Source organism: Vibrio sp. FE10 (genome assembly GCF_030297155.1).
Taxonomy (GTDB): Bacteria; Pseudomonadota; Gammaproteobacteria; order Enterobacterales; family Vibrionaceae; genus Vibrio; species Vibrio apostichopi.
In genome coordinates, this window is record NZ_AP028067.1 from 1,299,072 (window position 1) to 1,314,728 (window position 15,657).

Here is a 15,657-nt window from a genome sequence, read left to right on the forward strand (position 1 = left end):
AAAAGGCCGATACAAAGTACCGACCTAGTAGAAACCTATGGAGTTGAGCGTAAACCTACAGCTCGAACATAAACCAATAACCATATGCACAAATCAAAGCGGGCACACTAGAATACAAGGTCGCGACAAGCGCTGCTTTCGGTGCCATTGCAATCGCAGGGAATAGTGCGTCACCATCATTCGAAATAGCGTTACCAACCTGAGCCGAGAGTGGCAGTGCACCTGACAGATAAAGACTGGTCACCAATAGCTGAGGACCACAGCCAGGTAACAAGCCCATCAACACGCCCGCCAGGGGGAGCATCATGCCCCAGCTTGAGAATAGCGTCGCAAAATCGACATTTGCTATCACAGAGCCAAATTCAAAGAAAAGAAACGCCATCACAACCCAAGCTGTCACGAAGTTAGTATCTTGAGCCGTTTTTTGTAATGGGTGTGAGCCTACACACTTCTCATCTTCACTGACGGCTGATTTATAATCTTCAATTTCACGAGTCAGACCCCATAGAAACATCGAGCTAATCAACAAGATCGTTCCTGTCCACTCCATCGACATTTCAGGTAACGCAAGCAACTCGTTGACGTCGACTTGAAAGGATCCAAGTAGGGCAACTGCAGCGCCTGGAATAATGAGTACTGACCATAAGTAGCCCTGTAGGTTGATCGCCTTTTTAGAAACGGCCTCTTTGTCTTCCTCTTGAGATTGAGATGAGCAGCTGCGCGCGGCTTCATTTTTCTCTGACTGTTTCGGACGTAAGAAATCATCAGCGTGAAATAGGTTGATGATGCGACCTGACGCTGTGCCGACAATGACGCCCATTGCCATCATGGCTAAGCCTGTTTTAGGTTCGCTCGCAATCAACAAGAAGGCTGCGTCACCCATGGTGGAAACCAGTACAGCCACGACGGCTCCAAACCCCAACTTCCCAGAAATAAATTGCGTGGTAACGACTATCGCACCACCACAACCAGGTAATGCACCCATCAGCGCAGCAAACACTACTTGGTTAGATCGAGATTGATGCACGAGCTTATTGAAAACGTTGTCTTTGTTGATGTACAAGCTTAACCAGTGGTAAATGGCTAACGTTAAAGCGACATAACAAGAGACCGCCCAGAATGCGTCTGACAAGGTCGTTACTGTCAGCTCACGTGTAGCAGGGGCCGCAACCAATGCTGCAAGTGAAATTGGTAATAGCAGGCGCTTAAAAGACAGTGAAAACTGAGTTGTTTTCGCAGCGCTACTGCTTGGCAAAAAAGAGATTAGTCGATCCATAGGTGTTACTCAAAATTAGTGGCTTGAGATAAATATATACGAATGATAATAATTATCAATTGCATTTGTTGTTTTTTTATCTATTGTTACCATTGGCTAAACCTAGGAAACATGACCAATCTAAAAAAATGAGGTAAAGTATGGCTAATAAAGAGAGGCTCTAAAGGTAGAGTCATAATTGTTAGTGTAATAGGAAGAAACATGATTTTAGTTGTTGGTCACAAAAACCCTGATAGTGACAGTATTTGTAGTGCGTTAGTTGCAACGGAGCTTCTTAAAGCTCGTGGCGAGGAAGCGACACCAATTCGCCAAGGCGAGATCAACCGCGAAACTCAACATATTCTTGAAGTCGCTGGTGCTGAAAAGCCAGAGCTTCGTACTTCTGTTGCTGGTGAGAAAATCTGGCTAGTAGACTACTCAGATCTAGCACAAGCACCAGACGATGTTGCTGAAGCAGAGATCGTAGGCATTGTCGATCACCACCGTCTGGGTGACGTGATGACAGTTAACCCTATGGAAGCTTGGATCTGGCCTGTTGGTTGTACAAACACTGTACTTTTCAACATGTTCAAGATTGAAGGTCATGCTATCTCTCAACAGATCGCTAAACTGATGATGTCTGCAATTCTTTCAGACACGGTTGGTTTTGCTTCTCCAACATGTACTCAAAAAGACAAAGACGCTGTTGCTGAGCTTGCTGAAATCGCTGGCGTAACAGACGTTGATGCTTTCATCAAAGCACTTCTAATTGCTAAAACAAACATCGAAGGCCTATCTGCTGCACAGCTAGTAGAAAAAGACCTTAAAGGCTACCCATTCAACGGTCGCGATGTTGTTGTTGGTCAAGTTGAGCTTGCTACTCTTGAGCAAGTAGACGGCATGATCGAAGCACTAGAAGCTGATCTTGAAGCGCGTTGTGAGAAAGATGGTCTAGCGTTCGCTGCAGTAATGCTGACAGATATCACTACAGCTCAAACTCGTCTTCTATACAAAGGTGAGTGGGCTGATAAGCTGGTTAAATTCGAGAAAGACGGTGTATTGATGATGGAAAATACACTTAGCCGTAAGAAGCAAGGTTGGCCTTGGCTTCAAGGCGAGCTTGTTTAACCAAGTCGCTTAATTATAAACGCCTGCTAATTTAGCAGGCGTTTTTCTTGGAAGTAGACTTTCTTCTCAATAGAAATATTTGAAGTTAATGCTACTCAGCATAAAATGAACAAAGTTACTGACTAACGTAGGAAATTAAGATGACTACACAGCTAGACGATAAAAAAATCGCTGAAATTAATAAGTATACGGGTGAGCAACGCCTGAAATACTGTGTGAAAGAAATCGTAGCGAACCGTGAAGTATGGATCTTAACTGATGAGCACGGTTGTGTGATGTTGAACACCGAAGATGAAGACTGTGTTCCAGTATGGCCAAACCAAGAGTTCGCAGAATCGTGGGCGACGGGTGATTGGTCTGAATGTAAAGCTGAGTCTATCTCTTTGAACAAGTGGCACAGTCGCTGGACTAACGGTCTAGAAGACGATGAACTTGCCGTTGTGGTATTCCCGAACGAGCAAGAAGAAGGGGTTATCTTGTTCCCTGACGAATTCGATTTCGAGTTGAAGAAGCAGGCTGCTAAGCGCTAATTCTCTTGTCAAATTGTAAGCAAGCGTTGTCTTTTGTTAGGCAGCGCTTTAGTTATGTTCTATTGCTTCAGTTCTACGAAGAAAATAGAACCACCCCTATTTTTTCTTAATGGTCTTCTCTTTTATTAAGTATATCGGTCTAGATTTGGCCTCCATATAGATTCTACCTATGTATTCTCCTAGAACACCGATACTGATCAACTGAACGCCACCAAAAAATACAATCGCAACAAATATGGAAGCAAAGCCATCTGTATCGCCTCCGGTGATGAGGGTATACAGTGTAATATACCCTCCATATATAAAAGCAATACTGGAAAAAATAAAACCAAGAAATCCCCAAAATCGCAGTGGAACGATGCTGAAGCTTGTTAAGCCATCTAAAGCATGACAGATCAGTTTTGTATAATTGAATTTTGTATTTCCAGAATGACGCTCTACTCTGTCAAATTCAATAATTGCGACATCGTAACCCACCCATGATAATAACCCTTGCATATATCGGGAGCGTTCTTCTAAGGTGTTTATGGCGGCAACAACGCGTTGACTCATTAATCGGAAATCTCCAACATTTGAATGAAGATGCTGATCTCCCACCTTGTCCATTAGGTAATAATAGAAGGTTGCTGAGTTTCTTTTAAGCCAAGAATCTTTTGAGCGACTGCCTCGCTTAGCAAGTACTATGTCTTTCCCTGATTGCCATAGTTCGATCATTTTTGGAATTAGATTGGGGGGATCTTGCAGGTCAACATCCATTGGTATTACGGCGTCCCCCTTAGCGTGATTGAGTCCTGCTGTCAGAGCTGCATCTTTACCAAAATTTCTAGTAAATGATATAAAACCAATATTATTATGTTTTTCCTTAATCTGTTTTAATTTCATTAAAGTCGAATCAATAGATCCATCGTCGATGAATATTATCTCGAAGTCATAATCCAATTTTTCAAAAGTTTTTGATATTTCTGATGTAAAAGGAATCAGACTATTCTCCTCGTTAAATACAGGGCATATTATAGTTATAAGTTTACTCATCTAAAATCCTTTTATAGATTGTAAACTCCATGTCTCTATATTTTCTAATCATGATGGTATCAAATATTTCGTATTTATTTAATTCTTCAGATATTACAGAGTTTGTTTTAATGAAGTCTATAAATGAAAATCCTGAAGGAAGTCTTTTAAGTTCTTTACTTGTTTCTATGATTAATATTTCAGGGGAATTAGACACGATGTCACTTTTTATAGATTCTATAACTAGTTTCAAAACGTCCCGGCTTTCTTCATTCTCACTATTTACGTGATTGGGTAATGACCACATCGCCGGAAACTTGTTAACCCATTGCAACTGGCTATGCCTAGCTATCGAATTTATAGGGTAAAGTGTGGTCGTTATTGCGAATACCTTATCTTGAGGGGTTGAAGATAATGCTATTGAATTAAATAAAGGTGCTAAATGACGGCTTTCCTCGTTATCCAAAATGATACTAACTAAGCTGTTTATATTGTTGTGATTGACAGACAATTTGCTATTTGGCACGATATTGTAGTAACTCATGCTATGTAAATAAGCAAGGGAACAAATGGCTAAAGACAGTGGTATTATATCTTTGAATCTTCTCTTGGTACGTAAACTGGATATTGATGAATACATAAATACGAAAACAAAGAATAAGGTTAAATTAGCGCTCAAGAGTAAGTGATAACTGAACCCGGTTCTCCCTACTAAAAAAGTAACAATAGAAGATAGATATATTAATATGAAATAAGTTACTGTATTTATTATAGGTGAGTTACGACTGTGTGTATAGATATATCTTAATGGAAGAAAAGATACTAGCAACAAGATTACGGGTAATAAAAACAGGTCTTCTATTGAAATGAAATAGGATGAATAGGATATAGATGCTAATGGAATTACTGTCGAGAAATACATATTATGGTTAAAGTAAACAAACAAAATATATATTAATCCAATGGATAGTATATATATGTTTTCTTTCCTAAATATTGTTTTAATAGATTTTAAGTAATAGGAAAGATAGATCTCAGATACTAAAAACACCATTACATATTGTGGCTTTAATGAAATGGCCAAAGCTATAATTAGAATGTTAGCAATTATAATTTTCTTCTTTGGAATTACTCCTAGTAGCCTTATTGATATCATACTGAAATATGAAAGGAACGAACTGGTGATGATATGTTCTCGTTGAAGAAAGTCATTAGGGAAAGTAAAAAAAAGACAGAAGGATAGAGTTAAGGCAAGCAATAACCCATTTTTTATTTTAATAAAATTGTATAGTATTATAGTAGAACATAAAAATATGTAGATTAACATCCCCACTCTTAAGGCTGATATATCATTGATATTTAAAACAGAGCCAATGGAAATGAATAGCTTGTAAATATAAATAATAAGAGGGGGATTAACTTCGTAGAATTGAAGGTAAAAGTCACTACCTTCTGAATAAATAGCCATTTGAGATAAGAAGGAGACATCCGCATTTAGAATCATGGATGACTGTATGTAAAAAGCCTGAACGGAAAATAGAAAAATCAGGCATAAACCTAAATTATAAGCTCGCCACTTAAAAGGCTGTTTGATTTGGTCTTCCAAGCGGTCTCCTTTCCTTTTAATCCGTTTAAACTATTGTAGGAAAGAATTTTTGGTTTTACCGTTTATTTTGATAGTTTTATTAATACCCAATAAGTTGATACAACGGCGCATGCTGTGCTGCTTTAGAAGCTTGTTGAAGAACGCCTGTTTCGCTGTATCTCTTCAATATCTTTCGAACTATGGGCTTTGCTTCTGTTTCAGTCATTCCAACCTTCAATTCTGGTTCATACAGCAGTTTTAGCAGTACCACATCTAGTGGCGATAATAAGTCTTCTGGTGTGTAGTCATTGAATATAGAAGGGTAGGCTTTGTCTGAGTCATTGGGTAACCCAAGTACCTGCGTGATTTCTTCAACAATACATGCGACCAGCTTTCCTCTTGCTCTCGCTTGATCCACTGGGATAACAATCCCTGCGTAAACAATCTCTCCTTTGGAATTAGTTCGATAGCCTGCAGTACAGATAGCGCTGTTTAGATGCTGTGTGGATTTCAGTTTGAGTACGGTTTTGGCTTCAGCTATCCACTTGCTTTGTCGCGTGTATATCCATTTTACGTTCGCATCCGATTCTCGTGTGACGATTTCAATCGGATGTTGGGTGACTTGCGCTAGGTGTTGGACGTGCAACTCGGTGAGTTCTTGATGAAGCTCTTCGTCGCCGACTCGGTGATCGATCCATATCTTAATAGGTTGTTTCCACTTGGCGAGCGGTTTGCTGCCTTGAGCGTATTCGTGGCGTAGCGCGACATCATAAAATGCGTTTTCGACAAACGTTTTATCAAGCCAAGTGAGTGGAGTGCTGGCAACGTTGAAAGAAAGCATTGTTAATAAAGGAAACGTTAATAAAGGAAATGTAAGTAAGAGAGCTTGTCTGAGATTTGGAATTGGTATCAACAAGTGTTTCTCCTCCTTGAGAACCACATCGAAACCTCCCATCTCTACGTTCTTATTAGCGATGGGAGCGAGTTTGTGAGCTAGTGGTTCGGTGCTTTGAAGAAATGGCTTTCTACCAGTCTTTGAGTGATCTGGTGGGTTGGGTTGGTGAGCACTTCATGTGTCTCCCCAGACTCAACAACGTTTCCTTCGTGCATGACAATGATCTTATCGGTGATGTGCTTAACGATACCGATATGCTGAGACACGTAAACAAACGATACGCCCATCTCTTCTTGCAGCTCTAAGAACAGGTTAATGATCTGAGAACGCATCGCCATGTCTAAACCATTCAACGCTTCGTCTGCAACAATGATTGATGGTTGAAGGATTAAGGCGCGCGCCAAACATACCCTTTGTTTTTGACCAGCCGCTAACATCTGCGGGTAAAAGTAAGCGTGCTCTGGTAACAGTCCAACACGCAGCAAAGTCTCTTTCACGCGCTTCATACGCGCTTCTGGAGGCATGCCTGTATTTCGCTTTAAAGGGCCTTCAAGGATTCGACCGATCTGTATGCGCGGGTTAAGTGAGGTGTTGGGATCTTGGAAGATCATGCGAATCAGCTTACAGCGCGTCGAATAGTCTTTGTGCTCCAGTCTTTCACCGTTAACTCGAATTTCGCCTGAAGTGGGTTCTACCATACCTGCAAGCATTCGTGCCAATGTCGATTTACCAGAGCCGTTTTGGCCGATAAAACCAATGGTTTGGCCGGCTTCCAGACTAAAGCTCACAGGTTTAACTGCCTGATGGATCTTCTTACGGAAAAGGCCAGAGCGTGTCGTAAAGTCTTTTGATAAATCACTGACTTCTAATAATGCACTCATGATTTCTTTTTCTTCTCCATATTGAGAGGGAAGTGGCAATTAAATTTGTGGCTTTTAATCCGTTTGGTATGAGGGATCTCAACACACTGTCTTTGTGCGTAAGGACAGCGTGGCCCTAATCGGCAACCAATCGGTAGATGCTGCAATGGAGGGATTGATCCTGGCAGCGACTGCAACTTTTCTTTGTGTGGAATCCAATCGTTGAAGTCGGGCATCGCTTTGAGCAGTGCAACTGTATAGGGGTGCTTTGGCACATCCAACAGCTTTGCTGTATCCGCTGATTCGACGGATTGACCACAATACATCACGGTGATTCGTGTTGCCCACTGGGTGATGGTCGTTAAATCGTGCCCGATGAGGAGAATCGTCGTGTTGTGAAGTTGATTCATCCGGCTCAACAAGCGCAAGATCTGCGATTGTGTGATTGGATCGAGATCGTTAGTCGGCTCATCGGCAATCAAGATCTTTGGCTTGGCTGCAATCGCCATCGCAATCATGACTTTTTGACATTCACCGTCAGTCAGCTCATACGAATAGCTGTCCATCAGGCGAGAGTGATCTTTAATGCCGACTTTATGCAGTAGAGCAACGGCCTGCTTCTTACGCCATTTGAATCGTTGCCACCATCGGCCTTCGAAAGAATATGAAGGAATCGCTTCAATTAGCTGATGACCCACTTTTTCAGAGGGATCAAGACAGGTCGATGGTTCTTGGAAGATCATGGCGATATCGCGCGCTATGACACGACGTCGTTCTTTCGGTGTCAGCTGAAGCAAATCGATATTGCCAAGGCGCATTCGGTCGGCAGACACTTTCCAGTTTTCTTTACAAACACCGACGATCGCTTTGGCCACCAAGCTTTTACCAGAGCCAGATTCACCCACCAGACCACGAATTTCCCCTTCATTGAGGGTAATACTCATTCGATCAACGGCTTTAACCATCCCTTGCGGGGTTTCAATTTCAATGGTTAGGTGTCGAATATCAAGTAACGGCATTATTCGATTCCTGCATTTAGCGCTTGGCGAACACCTTCACCCACGAGGTTAACAACGATAACGGTAAACATAATAGCTAAGCCAGGTAGGGTTACTGTCCATGGTGCTAGGTAAATCAGTTCGACTGAGTCACCCAAGATTGAGCCCCACTCAGTGCTCGGTGCTTGTGCACCTAAACCTAAGAAGCCCAAAGCGGTGATGTCGAGAATGGCGACTGACAGTGCCAGTGTAATCTCAAGCGCAACAACGGTCAGAATGTTGGGAACAATCGAGTTCCATAACAAATAGAAGTCATTCGCACCATCAAGACGCGAAGCAAGAATATAGTCTTTCTCTACCTCAGCATGCACAGCAATGTACACCGAGCGGATAAAGCGCGGTATTAAAGCCAAGCACAGCGCCAGTAAGATATTAAATTCACCAAAGCCGAGAAAAGCCACGAAGATGATCGCGAGCAGCAAAGACGGAATCGACATAACGGTATCAAGCAGGTGGTTTAGCGTGCTTGATAACAACCCACGTGTCATGCCCGCGAGAACGCCAATCAGGCAGCCGATGACCGCTGCAATGAAGGTAATGATAACCGCTGCGCCAAAGGTCAGCTGTGACCCAATAATCAGACGAGAAAGAATGTCTCGACCCAAGTCATCAGTACCTAGGAAATATTCAACCGTGCCAGCCGGATCCCAAGAGGGCGGCGTTAACAAATGGCCCGTTTGTTCTTGAGAATCGTGTGGTGCCAACCAAGGTGAGGTTATCGTCACTAAAATGATCAGTCCCAAACACCATAACCCAAACATCGCTAGATTGTTGGTACGAAAGCTTCGCCAGAAACGCTCAAACTGGGTTGGAATTTGTTCTTCCTGGTAGACGTTATTTGTTAGCATACCATTCCTTCCTTACCAGTGGATTGACCATTGCGCCCAACAGGTCTGACAAAATATTCGCAGTCAAAACCAACGTCGCGACCACAATCACACCCGCTTGAATTGAAACGTAATCTTGATTAGACAGAGCGTCGAGTAACCAGCGACCAATGCCCGGCCAGTTGAAGATAGACTCAGTGATAATAGCCAGTGTTAACATACTCGATAGTTGAACACCGACCTTTGGAATGATCGGTGGAATCGCATTTCTTAGCACGTGCTGGGTGACGATCTCTCGCGTTGAAAGACCTTTAATTCGTGCTGCACGGATGTAGTTTTGTGTCATCACTTCCGCCACAGATGCGCGCATCAATCGAATAACCTGAGTGGTTGGCGCTAATGCTAAAACCAGACAAGGCAATGCCATATGTTCTATGACACTCTGCAGAGCGTGCGCGCGATATTTACCTTCAGCGAAGAACGCATCGATCATCGCAAATCCAGTCACATGTTCAATTTCATAAAGAAGATCGTAACGACCGCCAACTGGGAACATTTCGAAGTGTAAAGAGAACACCATGATCATCAGCAACGCGACCCAAAAGATAGGTGCCGAGTAACCTGCCATCGAGGTAAACGATATGGTGGTATCGACAAACTTGCCTTGTCTCATGCCCGCAATCGTACCAAAAGGAATACCGATGAATAACGCCAGAATAAAGGCGAAGAAACACAGCTCTAGAGTGGCAGGGAATACCACAACCAGCTCATCAATGATCGGCACGCCATGCTTGCTCAAACCAAAGTTAAGCGTTGATAACTCGGTGATATAGCTAATCCAACCGGGCCAAAAATCTTGAATCGCCCAAGGTGAAGTTTGGTCTAATCGAAGTAGGGAAAAGCCCACTAACGTAAGAATAGCGAGGGTAATGACGAATAAGTTAACGCGTCTTAATGTGTACCAAAACATCAGCGCACCTCTCTTCTGACTTGATCAAAAGGTTGGGCATTGAACGGACTTTGTTTAAAGCCGGTCAGCGATCGGTCGTGCACGCGAAATTGAACACCGTGAGCCAGAGGGATCACAGGAACTTCTTCATTGAGAATGTTTTGGGCTTGTCGATACAAGTTCACACGGTGCCTTTGTTGATTGATTTCCAAAGCGAGATCCAAAAGGAAATCGAAGTCTGAATTACACCACATAGAAACGTTTAACCCGGCACGTTCAGAGCTGCAAGAGAGTAATGGACGTAAGAAGCTATCTGGATCACCCGTATTGCCAATCCAGCCAGTCAGAAGCAGATCGGTAGAGGCGATAGAAGACAGTTGTGTACGGTCGAATCGGTCATCGGTATAGAGCTTCAGTTCGATGCCTATGTCGGCCAAGTTAGCTTGGATTAATTCTGCGGTTTTTCTTGGGCTCGGATTGTAAGCTCTTGGTTCTAGCGGCACCCACATCGATAGCTCAAGCCCTGGTTCTACACCAGCTTCTTTGAGAAGAGCAACGGCGTAGTTGCGGTCATAGCGAACTTGAACGCTGTCTTTCTGGTAAGCCCAAGAAGTTGGAGGCAACAGTGTGTAGGCTTTCGTGCCTGTACCGTAATAAACCGAGTCGAGAATATTTTGGCGGTTGATGGCTAAATTCAAAGCCTTTCTTACGCGGGAGTCACGCAATGCAGGATGCTCAGTGTTTAGCGCGATGAAAGAGACATTCACCGCAGGCGTCGCAGAAATCTTTAACTCTTCATGAGCTTGAATAATTGGGATTTGGCTAGAGATCGGTGAATTCAACACATCACATTCACTGCGAAGAAGCTTGGCCAGTGTTCCGGTACCACGTTGTGATGTGTCGAACACAACTTGGTCCATTTGTACCTCACCCTTCCAGTAGTGCTTGTTCTTTTTCAAGCGCACTAGGTCATTGATTTGGTATTCGTCTAGGTAAAAAGGTCCCGTACCGACAGGCTTAGAGTCGAGTTCATTTTTCTCGTCAGAGGCAACAAGCTTGTTGGCGTATTCTTTGGAGTGAATGACGGCGTAGCTGGTGGCAATATTATTGAGAAATGAGTTGTCTGGGCGACTTAATTGGAATTTTACGGTTAGGTCATCGACAGCCGTGATATCAACAATCAGATTCTGAAAATCGATGCCAGCGAACCATGGGTATAAACCGCCACCCACATAATGGAATGGGTTGGAGCTATCAACAATACGTTCGAAACTAAAGACCACATCTTGTGCGTTCAAGCTACGAGTCGGTGTAAACCAATCGGTGGTTTGGAACGAAACGTTTGGTCGCAATGTGAAGGTGTACTCTGTACCTGATTTATCGACAGACCAGCTGGTTGCTAGGTTCTGTTTTGGTCGATATGTCATTGGATCAAGAGTGAGCAGCGTGTCAAAGATTTGAGGACTCAACGATTCAGAGGTAATGCCACTATCAACCAGTTGTGGGTTGAACGTACTAGGGTTACCTTGGCCACAATAAGTGAAGCCTTTTTCACGGATTTGCTCGTGATCGACACTTTCACCACATCCAGCTAAAAAGCTAAGCGTGCAGATGCTCAGTGATAGTCTTATTAGTGCTTTCATAAAAAGAAATACTTTTCGAAACGAGGCGTTAGAGGAGCCTCAAGATCCGGACAATTTAACATTTTATTTATTCGGCTCCAAATAATAATCAAGCGTGGACAGCTATTTATCGTTCGCTTGTCCGACAATCGCGTACTTCCTCACCATTCCACGTAATTGGTTGTAGGTTAACCCAAGTAATTCGGCGGCTTGTTTCTGATTGTATTTGCTTTGCTTTAGGGCTTGATTGAGTAGTTTGATATCTTGTTGCTCTTGCCATGCTTTGTAATCGAGAGGCAAAGAAAATGAACCCTCAGATGAAGTATGGTCGTTGGTTGGCTCATTGCCAATTTCCTGAGTAGAATCTTGGTCATTTTTCCACGCTGGTTGAAACGGGTTAAATACCAAATATTCAATAGGATATGGGTTCTTGCCGTGCTGATAGATGGCGCGCTCTACAACATTTTTCAGTTCTCGAACGTTTCCGGGCCAAGAGTAATCAAGCAGTGCCTCGACAGCTGATGGTGCAAAGCCGACAAAAAGATCCAGTTCGAGCTCTCGACACATCTTGATGGCGTAATACTCAGCGAGCAATGTGATGTCTTCTTTTCTTTCGCGAAGCGGAGGAATGGTAATGACATCAAACGCCAGTCTGTCTAATAAGTCGGGTCTGAATTCACCTTTGAGTGCCATAGCGGGTAGGTCGGCATTGGTTGCGCAGACTAGCCTGACATTGGCACTTAATGCTTTTTGTCCGCCTACACGCTCATACTGGCCGTATTCAATAACGCGTAATAGTTTCTCTTGAACCGAAAGAGGGGTTGTTGCTAACTCATCCAAGAATAGCGTCCCACCTTCTGCTCTTTCAAAACGCCCTTGATGGCGTCCTTTTGAGCCGGTAAATGATCCGGATTCATGACCAAACAACTCCGAGTCAATCAACCCCTCACTGAGTGTTGAACAGTTCAGCGAGATCAAAGGTTGATCCCAGCGTCTTGAAAGGTAATGCAACCTTTGCGCAATCAGCTCTTTACCAGTACCACGCTCCCCAATGATCAAAATGGGTCTTTCGATTGGTGCTAATTGAGAAACTTTATCTAAAACAGAGAGAAAACTTGGGGATTCACCAATAAGATTCTGCTGCATAGCGGGTCCTTGTGAGATTTGAGCGCCAGTGGATGTTATTAGAGTGCTTTATTTAAATAGCTTAATTTAGGAGAGTAGTGGTGAAAAATACCAATACTTGGCTAAATTCATCATAGCATGGTTCGAGCTAATCACCATTTTATTGTAAGTTATTGATAATAAATGGCTTAAAAGTTGGCACGCTACTTGGATTACTTATGGTAGGTTTAACAACAAACGTAAATTTTTGAGCAAGTGGACTGAGAAGTCGAACATCGATTTAAAGCACATTTGCCATCATTGTAATTAAGGAGTTCCTCATGGGTATTTTTTCTCGCTTTGCAGACATTGTAAATTCAAACATCAGTGCATTATTAGATAAGGCTGAAGATCCTGAAAAGATGATTCGCCTGATTATCCAAGAAATGGAAGACACGCTGGTTGAGGTTCGCACCAACTCAGCAAAAGCAATCGCAGATAAGAAAGAGCTAGCGCGTAAAGTTGAAGCTATCGAAACTCAGATTCTAGATTGGCAAAATAAAGCAACACTTGCTCTAACTAAGCAACGTGAAGATCTGGCAAGAGCGGCTTTAATCGAAAAGCAAAAGCTAGAAGACATCATCAAGAGCCTTCACACCGAGCAAACGTTGGTTCATGAAACCATCGAAAAGCTGACCAGTGAGATTGGCAAGCTTGAAACCAAAATTGCAGAAACACGTGCAAAGCAGCAAGCATTAATGATTCGTAATAATGCGGCAAGCAATCGTCGTGATGTTCAAAAGCATCTGCATTCAAGCAAAACCCACGAAGCAATGGCGAAGTTTGAGCAATTCTCGCGTAAAGTGGATGAATTAGAAGCTGAAGCGGACGTTTACGCCAAAACAGGTAACGCAAAATCGTTAGACCAAGAATTTGCAGATCTACAAGCTCAAGATGAAATTGAAAAAGAGCTGGCTAAACTGAAGCAACAAGTTGAAAACCGCGATAAATAATTCTAGGAGTTGTCTATGTCAACATTTCTAATTGCAGGTCCACTGATTGTCTTTTTAATCTTTGTGGCACCGCTATGGTTATTCTTACATTACCGTAGCAAGAAGAAATCCAGTAATGGTCTTTCAGAAACGGATCTTGATCGTCTGCATAAGCTTTCTGCACAAGCTGAATCCATGCAAGATCGTGTAAAAACACTGGAAAAAATACTGGATGCGGAGTCGCCAAGCTGGAGACGAAACTATGAGTAGAGAACTGTATCGCGACCCAATTAACGGTAAGTTATCTGGAGTGTGCGCAGGGTTAGCGAACTATTTTGGCCTGGAAGTTTGGTTGGTTCGCATCTTGGTTATCTCTGCGGCGCTGCTTGGTGGTAGCTTTCTTGTCCTATTGGCGTATTTAGCTTTAACGTTTATGCTTGAAAAACAACCACCTAAGTATGTCGATGAAATGAAAGCCAAGCAAGAGCACACGCTAAAGCAAAAGCCTTGGGAAAAAGGGCAAACGGCTGAGTCGTTATTGAACACTTTAGAGGGTGATTTCCAGACGTTAGAGACCAGTGTACGCAACATGGAAGCTTATGTTACTTCCGACACCTTTAAAGTCGATCGTGCATTTAAGAACATGTAGTTTGTTACCCTAAAAATAATAGAGAACGGTTTAGGAAAATTTATCCCAAGCCGTTATTTTTTTTAATAATTTTGTCTAAATAAATATTACGATAACTGGTAACTTACATGTGATTAATCTATGTTAATAAGATACTTATAGATATGGATGATCACCATGTACAAAGCCTCCCTAGTCCTGTTGGTAACCCTGTCCGGGTTATCTGGGTGTGGTAAGGAGCTGCCTCCTGTTCCAGAGCCCGAATCAAGACCTGCTAAACTTTTCACTGTCTCCGTTGGTAATAATGCCTTTGAACGAAATTTCCCCGCCACCACCGAAGCGGGCGATAAAGCTGTCTTGGCCTTTCGTGTTCCAGGTTTACTGCAAACGCTTGATGTTACTGCTGGTCAACAAGTATCAAAAGGTGAAAAACTCGCGATGCTCAACCCTGATGAGTATCAGTTACTAGAGAAACAAGCCAGAGCTAACTTCAAGCTTGCCGATGTGCAATATCAGCGTGCGATTAAACTGCGTAAAGATAGAGTGGTCTCAGAGCAAGATTTTGATCAAGCGAAAGCCAACCACAACTCTGCTCGAGCTGTACTTAATCAAGCCAAAGCCAACTTACGCTACACCACATTAATTGCGCCTTATGAAGGCACCATTTCTATTATTCCTGCTGAAAACCACGAGTATATTGCGGCAAAGCAAGGGGTAATGAATATTCAAACCAATCAAATCCTCAAAGTCGTCTTTCTATTACCTGACCAATTAATTACTCGCTTTTCTTCAGGTTTTGAAACAGACGCGACCATGGTATTCGATGCTTTTCCAGAACATTTTTACGAACTGACTTTTCAAGAGGTCGATACCGAAGCGGATCCAAAAACAGGTTCTTACAAAGTTACCATGATCATGGAGAGACCGACGGATATCGGGATCTTGCCGGGTATGTCTGGCACGGTGAAGCTGGTGTCAGCAATAGCGGCGGCAACCAAGATTCCAACCTCAGCGATGATGACTGACGGGGATGATGTCTCTGTATGGCGCGTGAATAACGACGGCATTGTTGAACAAGTTGCAATCGTGATTGACGAAAAACGTCATATTGTTTCCGGTTTAAATGATGGTGACCGCGTGGTGACTTCTGGTGTTAACGGACTTGAATCTGGCGTTAAGGTTCGCGAGTGGATCAAGGAAAGGGGGCTTTAAC

The 15,657-nt window shown here is 42.9% G+C and carries 16 protein-coding genes; 6 read left to right on the forward strand and 10 right to left on the reverse strand.

The annotated features are described in order from the left end of the window. Nucleotides 1-55: 55 nt before the first annotated feature. Nucleotides 56-1,276 carry a putative manganese transporter gene (locus tag QUF19_RS05940; protein ID WP_286297452.1) on the reverse strand — a complete coding sequence of 407 codons (1,221 nt, stop codon included), beginning with the start codon at nucleotides 1,274-1,276 and terminating at the stop codon, nucleotides 56-58. A 201-nt stretch (nucleotides 1,277-1,477) separates the two neighbouring features. Here QUF19_RS05940 and QUF19_RS05945 point away from each other — a divergent pair, with 201 nt between their 5' ends. Together QUF19_RS05945 and QUF19_RS05950 are read left to right on the forward strand one after the other, a co-directional pair. Continuing rightward, nucleotides 1,478-2,383, forward strand: a complete 906-nt coding sequence (locus QUF19_RS05945) for a manganese-dependent inorganic pyrophosphatase (protein ID WP_017104082.1) — start codon at nucleotides 1,478-1,480, stop codon at nucleotides 2,381-2,383. A gap of 140 nt (nucleotides 2,384-2,523) precedes the next feature. Continuing rightward, nucleotides 2,524-2,913 (forward strand): DUF2750 domain-containing protein, encoded by a 390-nt coding sequence (locus tag QUF19_RS05950; protein WP_004734596.1) that lies wholly within the window; start codon nucleotides 2,524-2,526, stop codon nucleotides 2,911-2,913. A 96-nt stretch (nucleotides 2,914-3,009) separates the two neighbouring features. Here the strand turns inward: QUF19_RS05950 and QUF19_RS05955 are convergent, their stop codons facing one another. From QUF19_RS05955 to pspF, 9 genes are all read right to left on the reverse strand, one after another. After that, nucleotides 3,010-3,945: a glycosyltransferase family 2 protein gene (locus QUF19_RS05955; RefSeq protein ID WP_286297468.1), complete on the reverse strand. Its 936-nt coding sequence runs from the start codon at nucleotides 3,943-3,945 to the stop codon at nucleotides 3,010-3,012. Next, nucleotides 3,938-5,530 carry a hypothetical protein gene (locus tag QUF19_RS05960; RefSeq protein WP_286297470.1) on the reverse strand — a complete coding sequence of 531 codons (1,593 nt, stop codon included), beginning with the start codon at nucleotides 5,528-5,530 and terminating at the stop codon, nucleotides 3,938-3,940. Before QUF19_RS05960 ends, QUF19_RS05955 begins: the two co-directional genes overlap by 8 nt. Nucleotides 5,531-5,609: 79 nt before the next feature. After that, the gene (locus QUF19_RS05965; RefSeq protein WP_286298824.1) at nucleotides 5,610-6,350 is read right to left on the reverse strand and encodes a DUF2927 domain-containing protein; all 741 of its coding nucleotides are present in this window, start codon (nucleotides 6,348-6,350) and stop codon (nucleotides 5,610-5,612) included. A gap of 152 nt (nucleotides 6,351-6,502) precedes the next feature. Next, a complete protein-coding gene (locus QUF19_RS05970) occupies nucleotides 6,503-7,285 on the reverse strand; it encodes a peptide ABC transporter ATP-binding protein (protein ID WP_102435360.1) in 783 nt (260 codons plus the stop codon). Beyond that, nucleotides 7,282-8,283, reverse strand: a complete 1,002-nt coding sequence (locus QUF19_RS05975) for a peptide ABC transporter ATP-binding protein (protein ID WP_102435358.1) — start codon at nucleotides 8,281-8,283, stop codon at nucleotides 7,282-7,284. Before QUF19_RS05975 ends, QUF19_RS05970 begins: the two co-directional genes overlap by 4 nt. After that, nucleotides 8,283-9,170, reverse strand: a complete 888-nt coding sequence (locus QUF19_RS05980) for an ABC transporter permease subunit (protein WP_286297474.1) — start codon at nucleotides 9,168-9,170, stop codon at nucleotides 8,283-8,285. The genes QUF19_RS05975 and QUF19_RS05980 overlap by 1 nt, the downstream gene beginning before the upstream one ends. Then, nucleotides 9,157-10,119 carry an ABC transporter permease gene (locus tag QUF19_RS05985; RefSeq protein ID WP_017108393.1) on the reverse strand — a complete coding sequence of 321 codons (963 nt, stop codon included), beginning with the start codon at nucleotides 10,117-10,119 and terminating at the stop codon, nucleotides 9,157-9,159. Before QUF19_RS05985 ends, QUF19_RS05980 begins: the two co-directional genes overlap by 14 nt. Then, entirely contained in the window at nucleotides 10,119-11,741 is a 1,623-nt protein-coding gene (gene sapA / locus QUF19_RS05990; protein WP_286297479.1) for an ABC transporter substrate-binding protein SapA, read from the reverse strand. The genes QUF19_RS05985 and sapA overlap by 1 nt, the downstream gene beginning before the upstream one ends. Before the next feature lie 102 nt (nucleotides 11,742-11,843). Then, complete coding sequence (pspF, locus tag QUF19_RS05995; RefSeq protein WP_286297482.1) at nucleotides 11,844-12,866, reverse strand: phage shock protein operon transcriptional activator; 1,023 nt, start codon at nucleotides 12,864-12,866, stop codon at nucleotides 11,844-11,846. A gap of 299 nt (nucleotides 12,867-13,165) precedes the next feature. Between pspF and pspA the strand changes: the two genes are divergently transcribed. From pspA to QUF19_RS06015, 4 genes are all read left to right on the forward strand, one after another. Next, complete coding sequence (gene pspA, locus QUF19_RS06000) at nucleotides 13,166-13,837, forward strand: phage shock protein PspA (protein WP_004734604.1); 672 nt, start codon at nucleotides 13,166-13,168, stop codon at nucleotides 13,835-13,837. A gap of 15 nt (nucleotides 13,838-13,852) precedes the next feature. Further along, nucleotides 13,853-14,086 carry an envelope stress response membrane protein PspB gene (gene pspB / locus QUF19_RS06005; protein ID WP_029224500.1) on the forward strand — a complete coding sequence of 78 codons (234 nt, stop codon included), beginning with the start codon at nucleotides 13,853-13,855 and terminating at the stop codon, nucleotides 14,084-14,086. Then, nucleotides 14,079-14,465, forward strand: a complete 387-nt coding sequence (pspC, locus tag QUF19_RS06010) for an envelope stress response membrane protein PspC (RefSeq protein ID WP_102435354.1) — start codon at nucleotides 14,079-14,081, stop codon at nucleotides 14,463-14,465. The genes pspB and pspC overlap by 8 nt, the downstream gene beginning before the upstream one ends. Nucleotides 14,466-14,621: 156 nt before the next feature. Next, entirely contained in the window at nucleotides 14,622-15,656 is a 1,035-nt protein-coding gene (locus QUF19_RS06015; protein WP_102435353.1) for an efflux RND transporter periplasmic adaptor subunit, read from the forward strand. Nucleotide 15,657: the final 1 nt, after the last annotated feature.

Coding starts and splice junctions, on each gene's coding strand:
- QUF19_RS05940 (WP_286297452.1), bottom strand. CDS start 1,276: ATGGATCGACTAATCTCTTTTTTGCCAAGCAGTAGCGCTGCGAAAACA.
- QUF19_RS05945 (WP_017104082.1), top strand. CDS start 1,478: ATGATTTTAGTTGTTGGTCACAAAAACCCTGATAGTGACAGTATTTGT.
- QUF19_RS05950 (WP_004734596.1), top strand. CDS start 2,524: ATGACTACACAGCTAGACGATAAAAAAATCGCTGAAATTAATAAGTAT.
- QUF19_RS05955 (WP_286297468.1), bottom strand. CDS start 3,945: ATGAGTAAACTTATAACTATAATATGCCCTGTATTTAACGAGGAGAAT.
- QUF19_RS05965 (WP_286298824.1), bottom strand. CDS start 6,350: ATGCTTTCTTTCAACGTTGCCAGCACTCCACTCACTTGGCTTGATAAA.
- QUF19_RS05970 (WP_102435360.1), bottom strand. CDS start 7,285: ATGAGTGCATTATTAGAAGTCAGTGATTTATCAAAAGACTTTACGACA.
- QUF19_RS05975 (WP_102435358.1), bottom strand. CDS start 8,283: ATGCCGTTACTTGATATTCGACACCTAACCATTGAAATTGAAACCCCG.
- QUF19_RS05980 (WP_286297474.1), bottom strand. CDS start 9,170: ATGCTAACAAATAACGTCTACCAGGAAGAACAAATTCCAACCCAGTTT.
- QUF19_RS05985 (WP_017108393.1), bottom strand. CDS start 10,119: ATGTTTTGGTACACATTAAGACGCGTTAACTTATTCGTCATTACCCTC.
- sapA (WP_286297479.1), bottom strand. CDS start 11,741: ATGAAAGCACTAATAAGACTATCACTGAGCATCTGCACGCTTAGCTTT.
- pspF (WP_286297482.1), bottom strand. CDS start 12,866: ATGCAGCAGAATCTTATTGGTGAATCCCCAAGTTTTCTCTCTGTTTTA.
- pspA (WP_004734604.1), top strand. CDS start 13,166: ATGGGTATTTTTTCTCGCTTTGCAGACATTGTAAATTCAAACATCAGT.
- pspB (WP_029224500.1), top strand. CDS start 13,853: ATGTCAACATTTCTAATTGCAGGTCCACTGATTGTCTTTTTAATCTTT.
- pspC (WP_102435354.1), top strand. CDS start 14,079: ATGAGTAGAGAACTGTATCGCGACCCAATTAACGGTAAGTTATCTGGA.
- QUF19_RS06015 (WP_102435353.1), top strand. CDS start 14,622: ATGTACAAAGCCTCCCTAGTCCTGTTGGTAACCCTGTCCGGGTTATCT.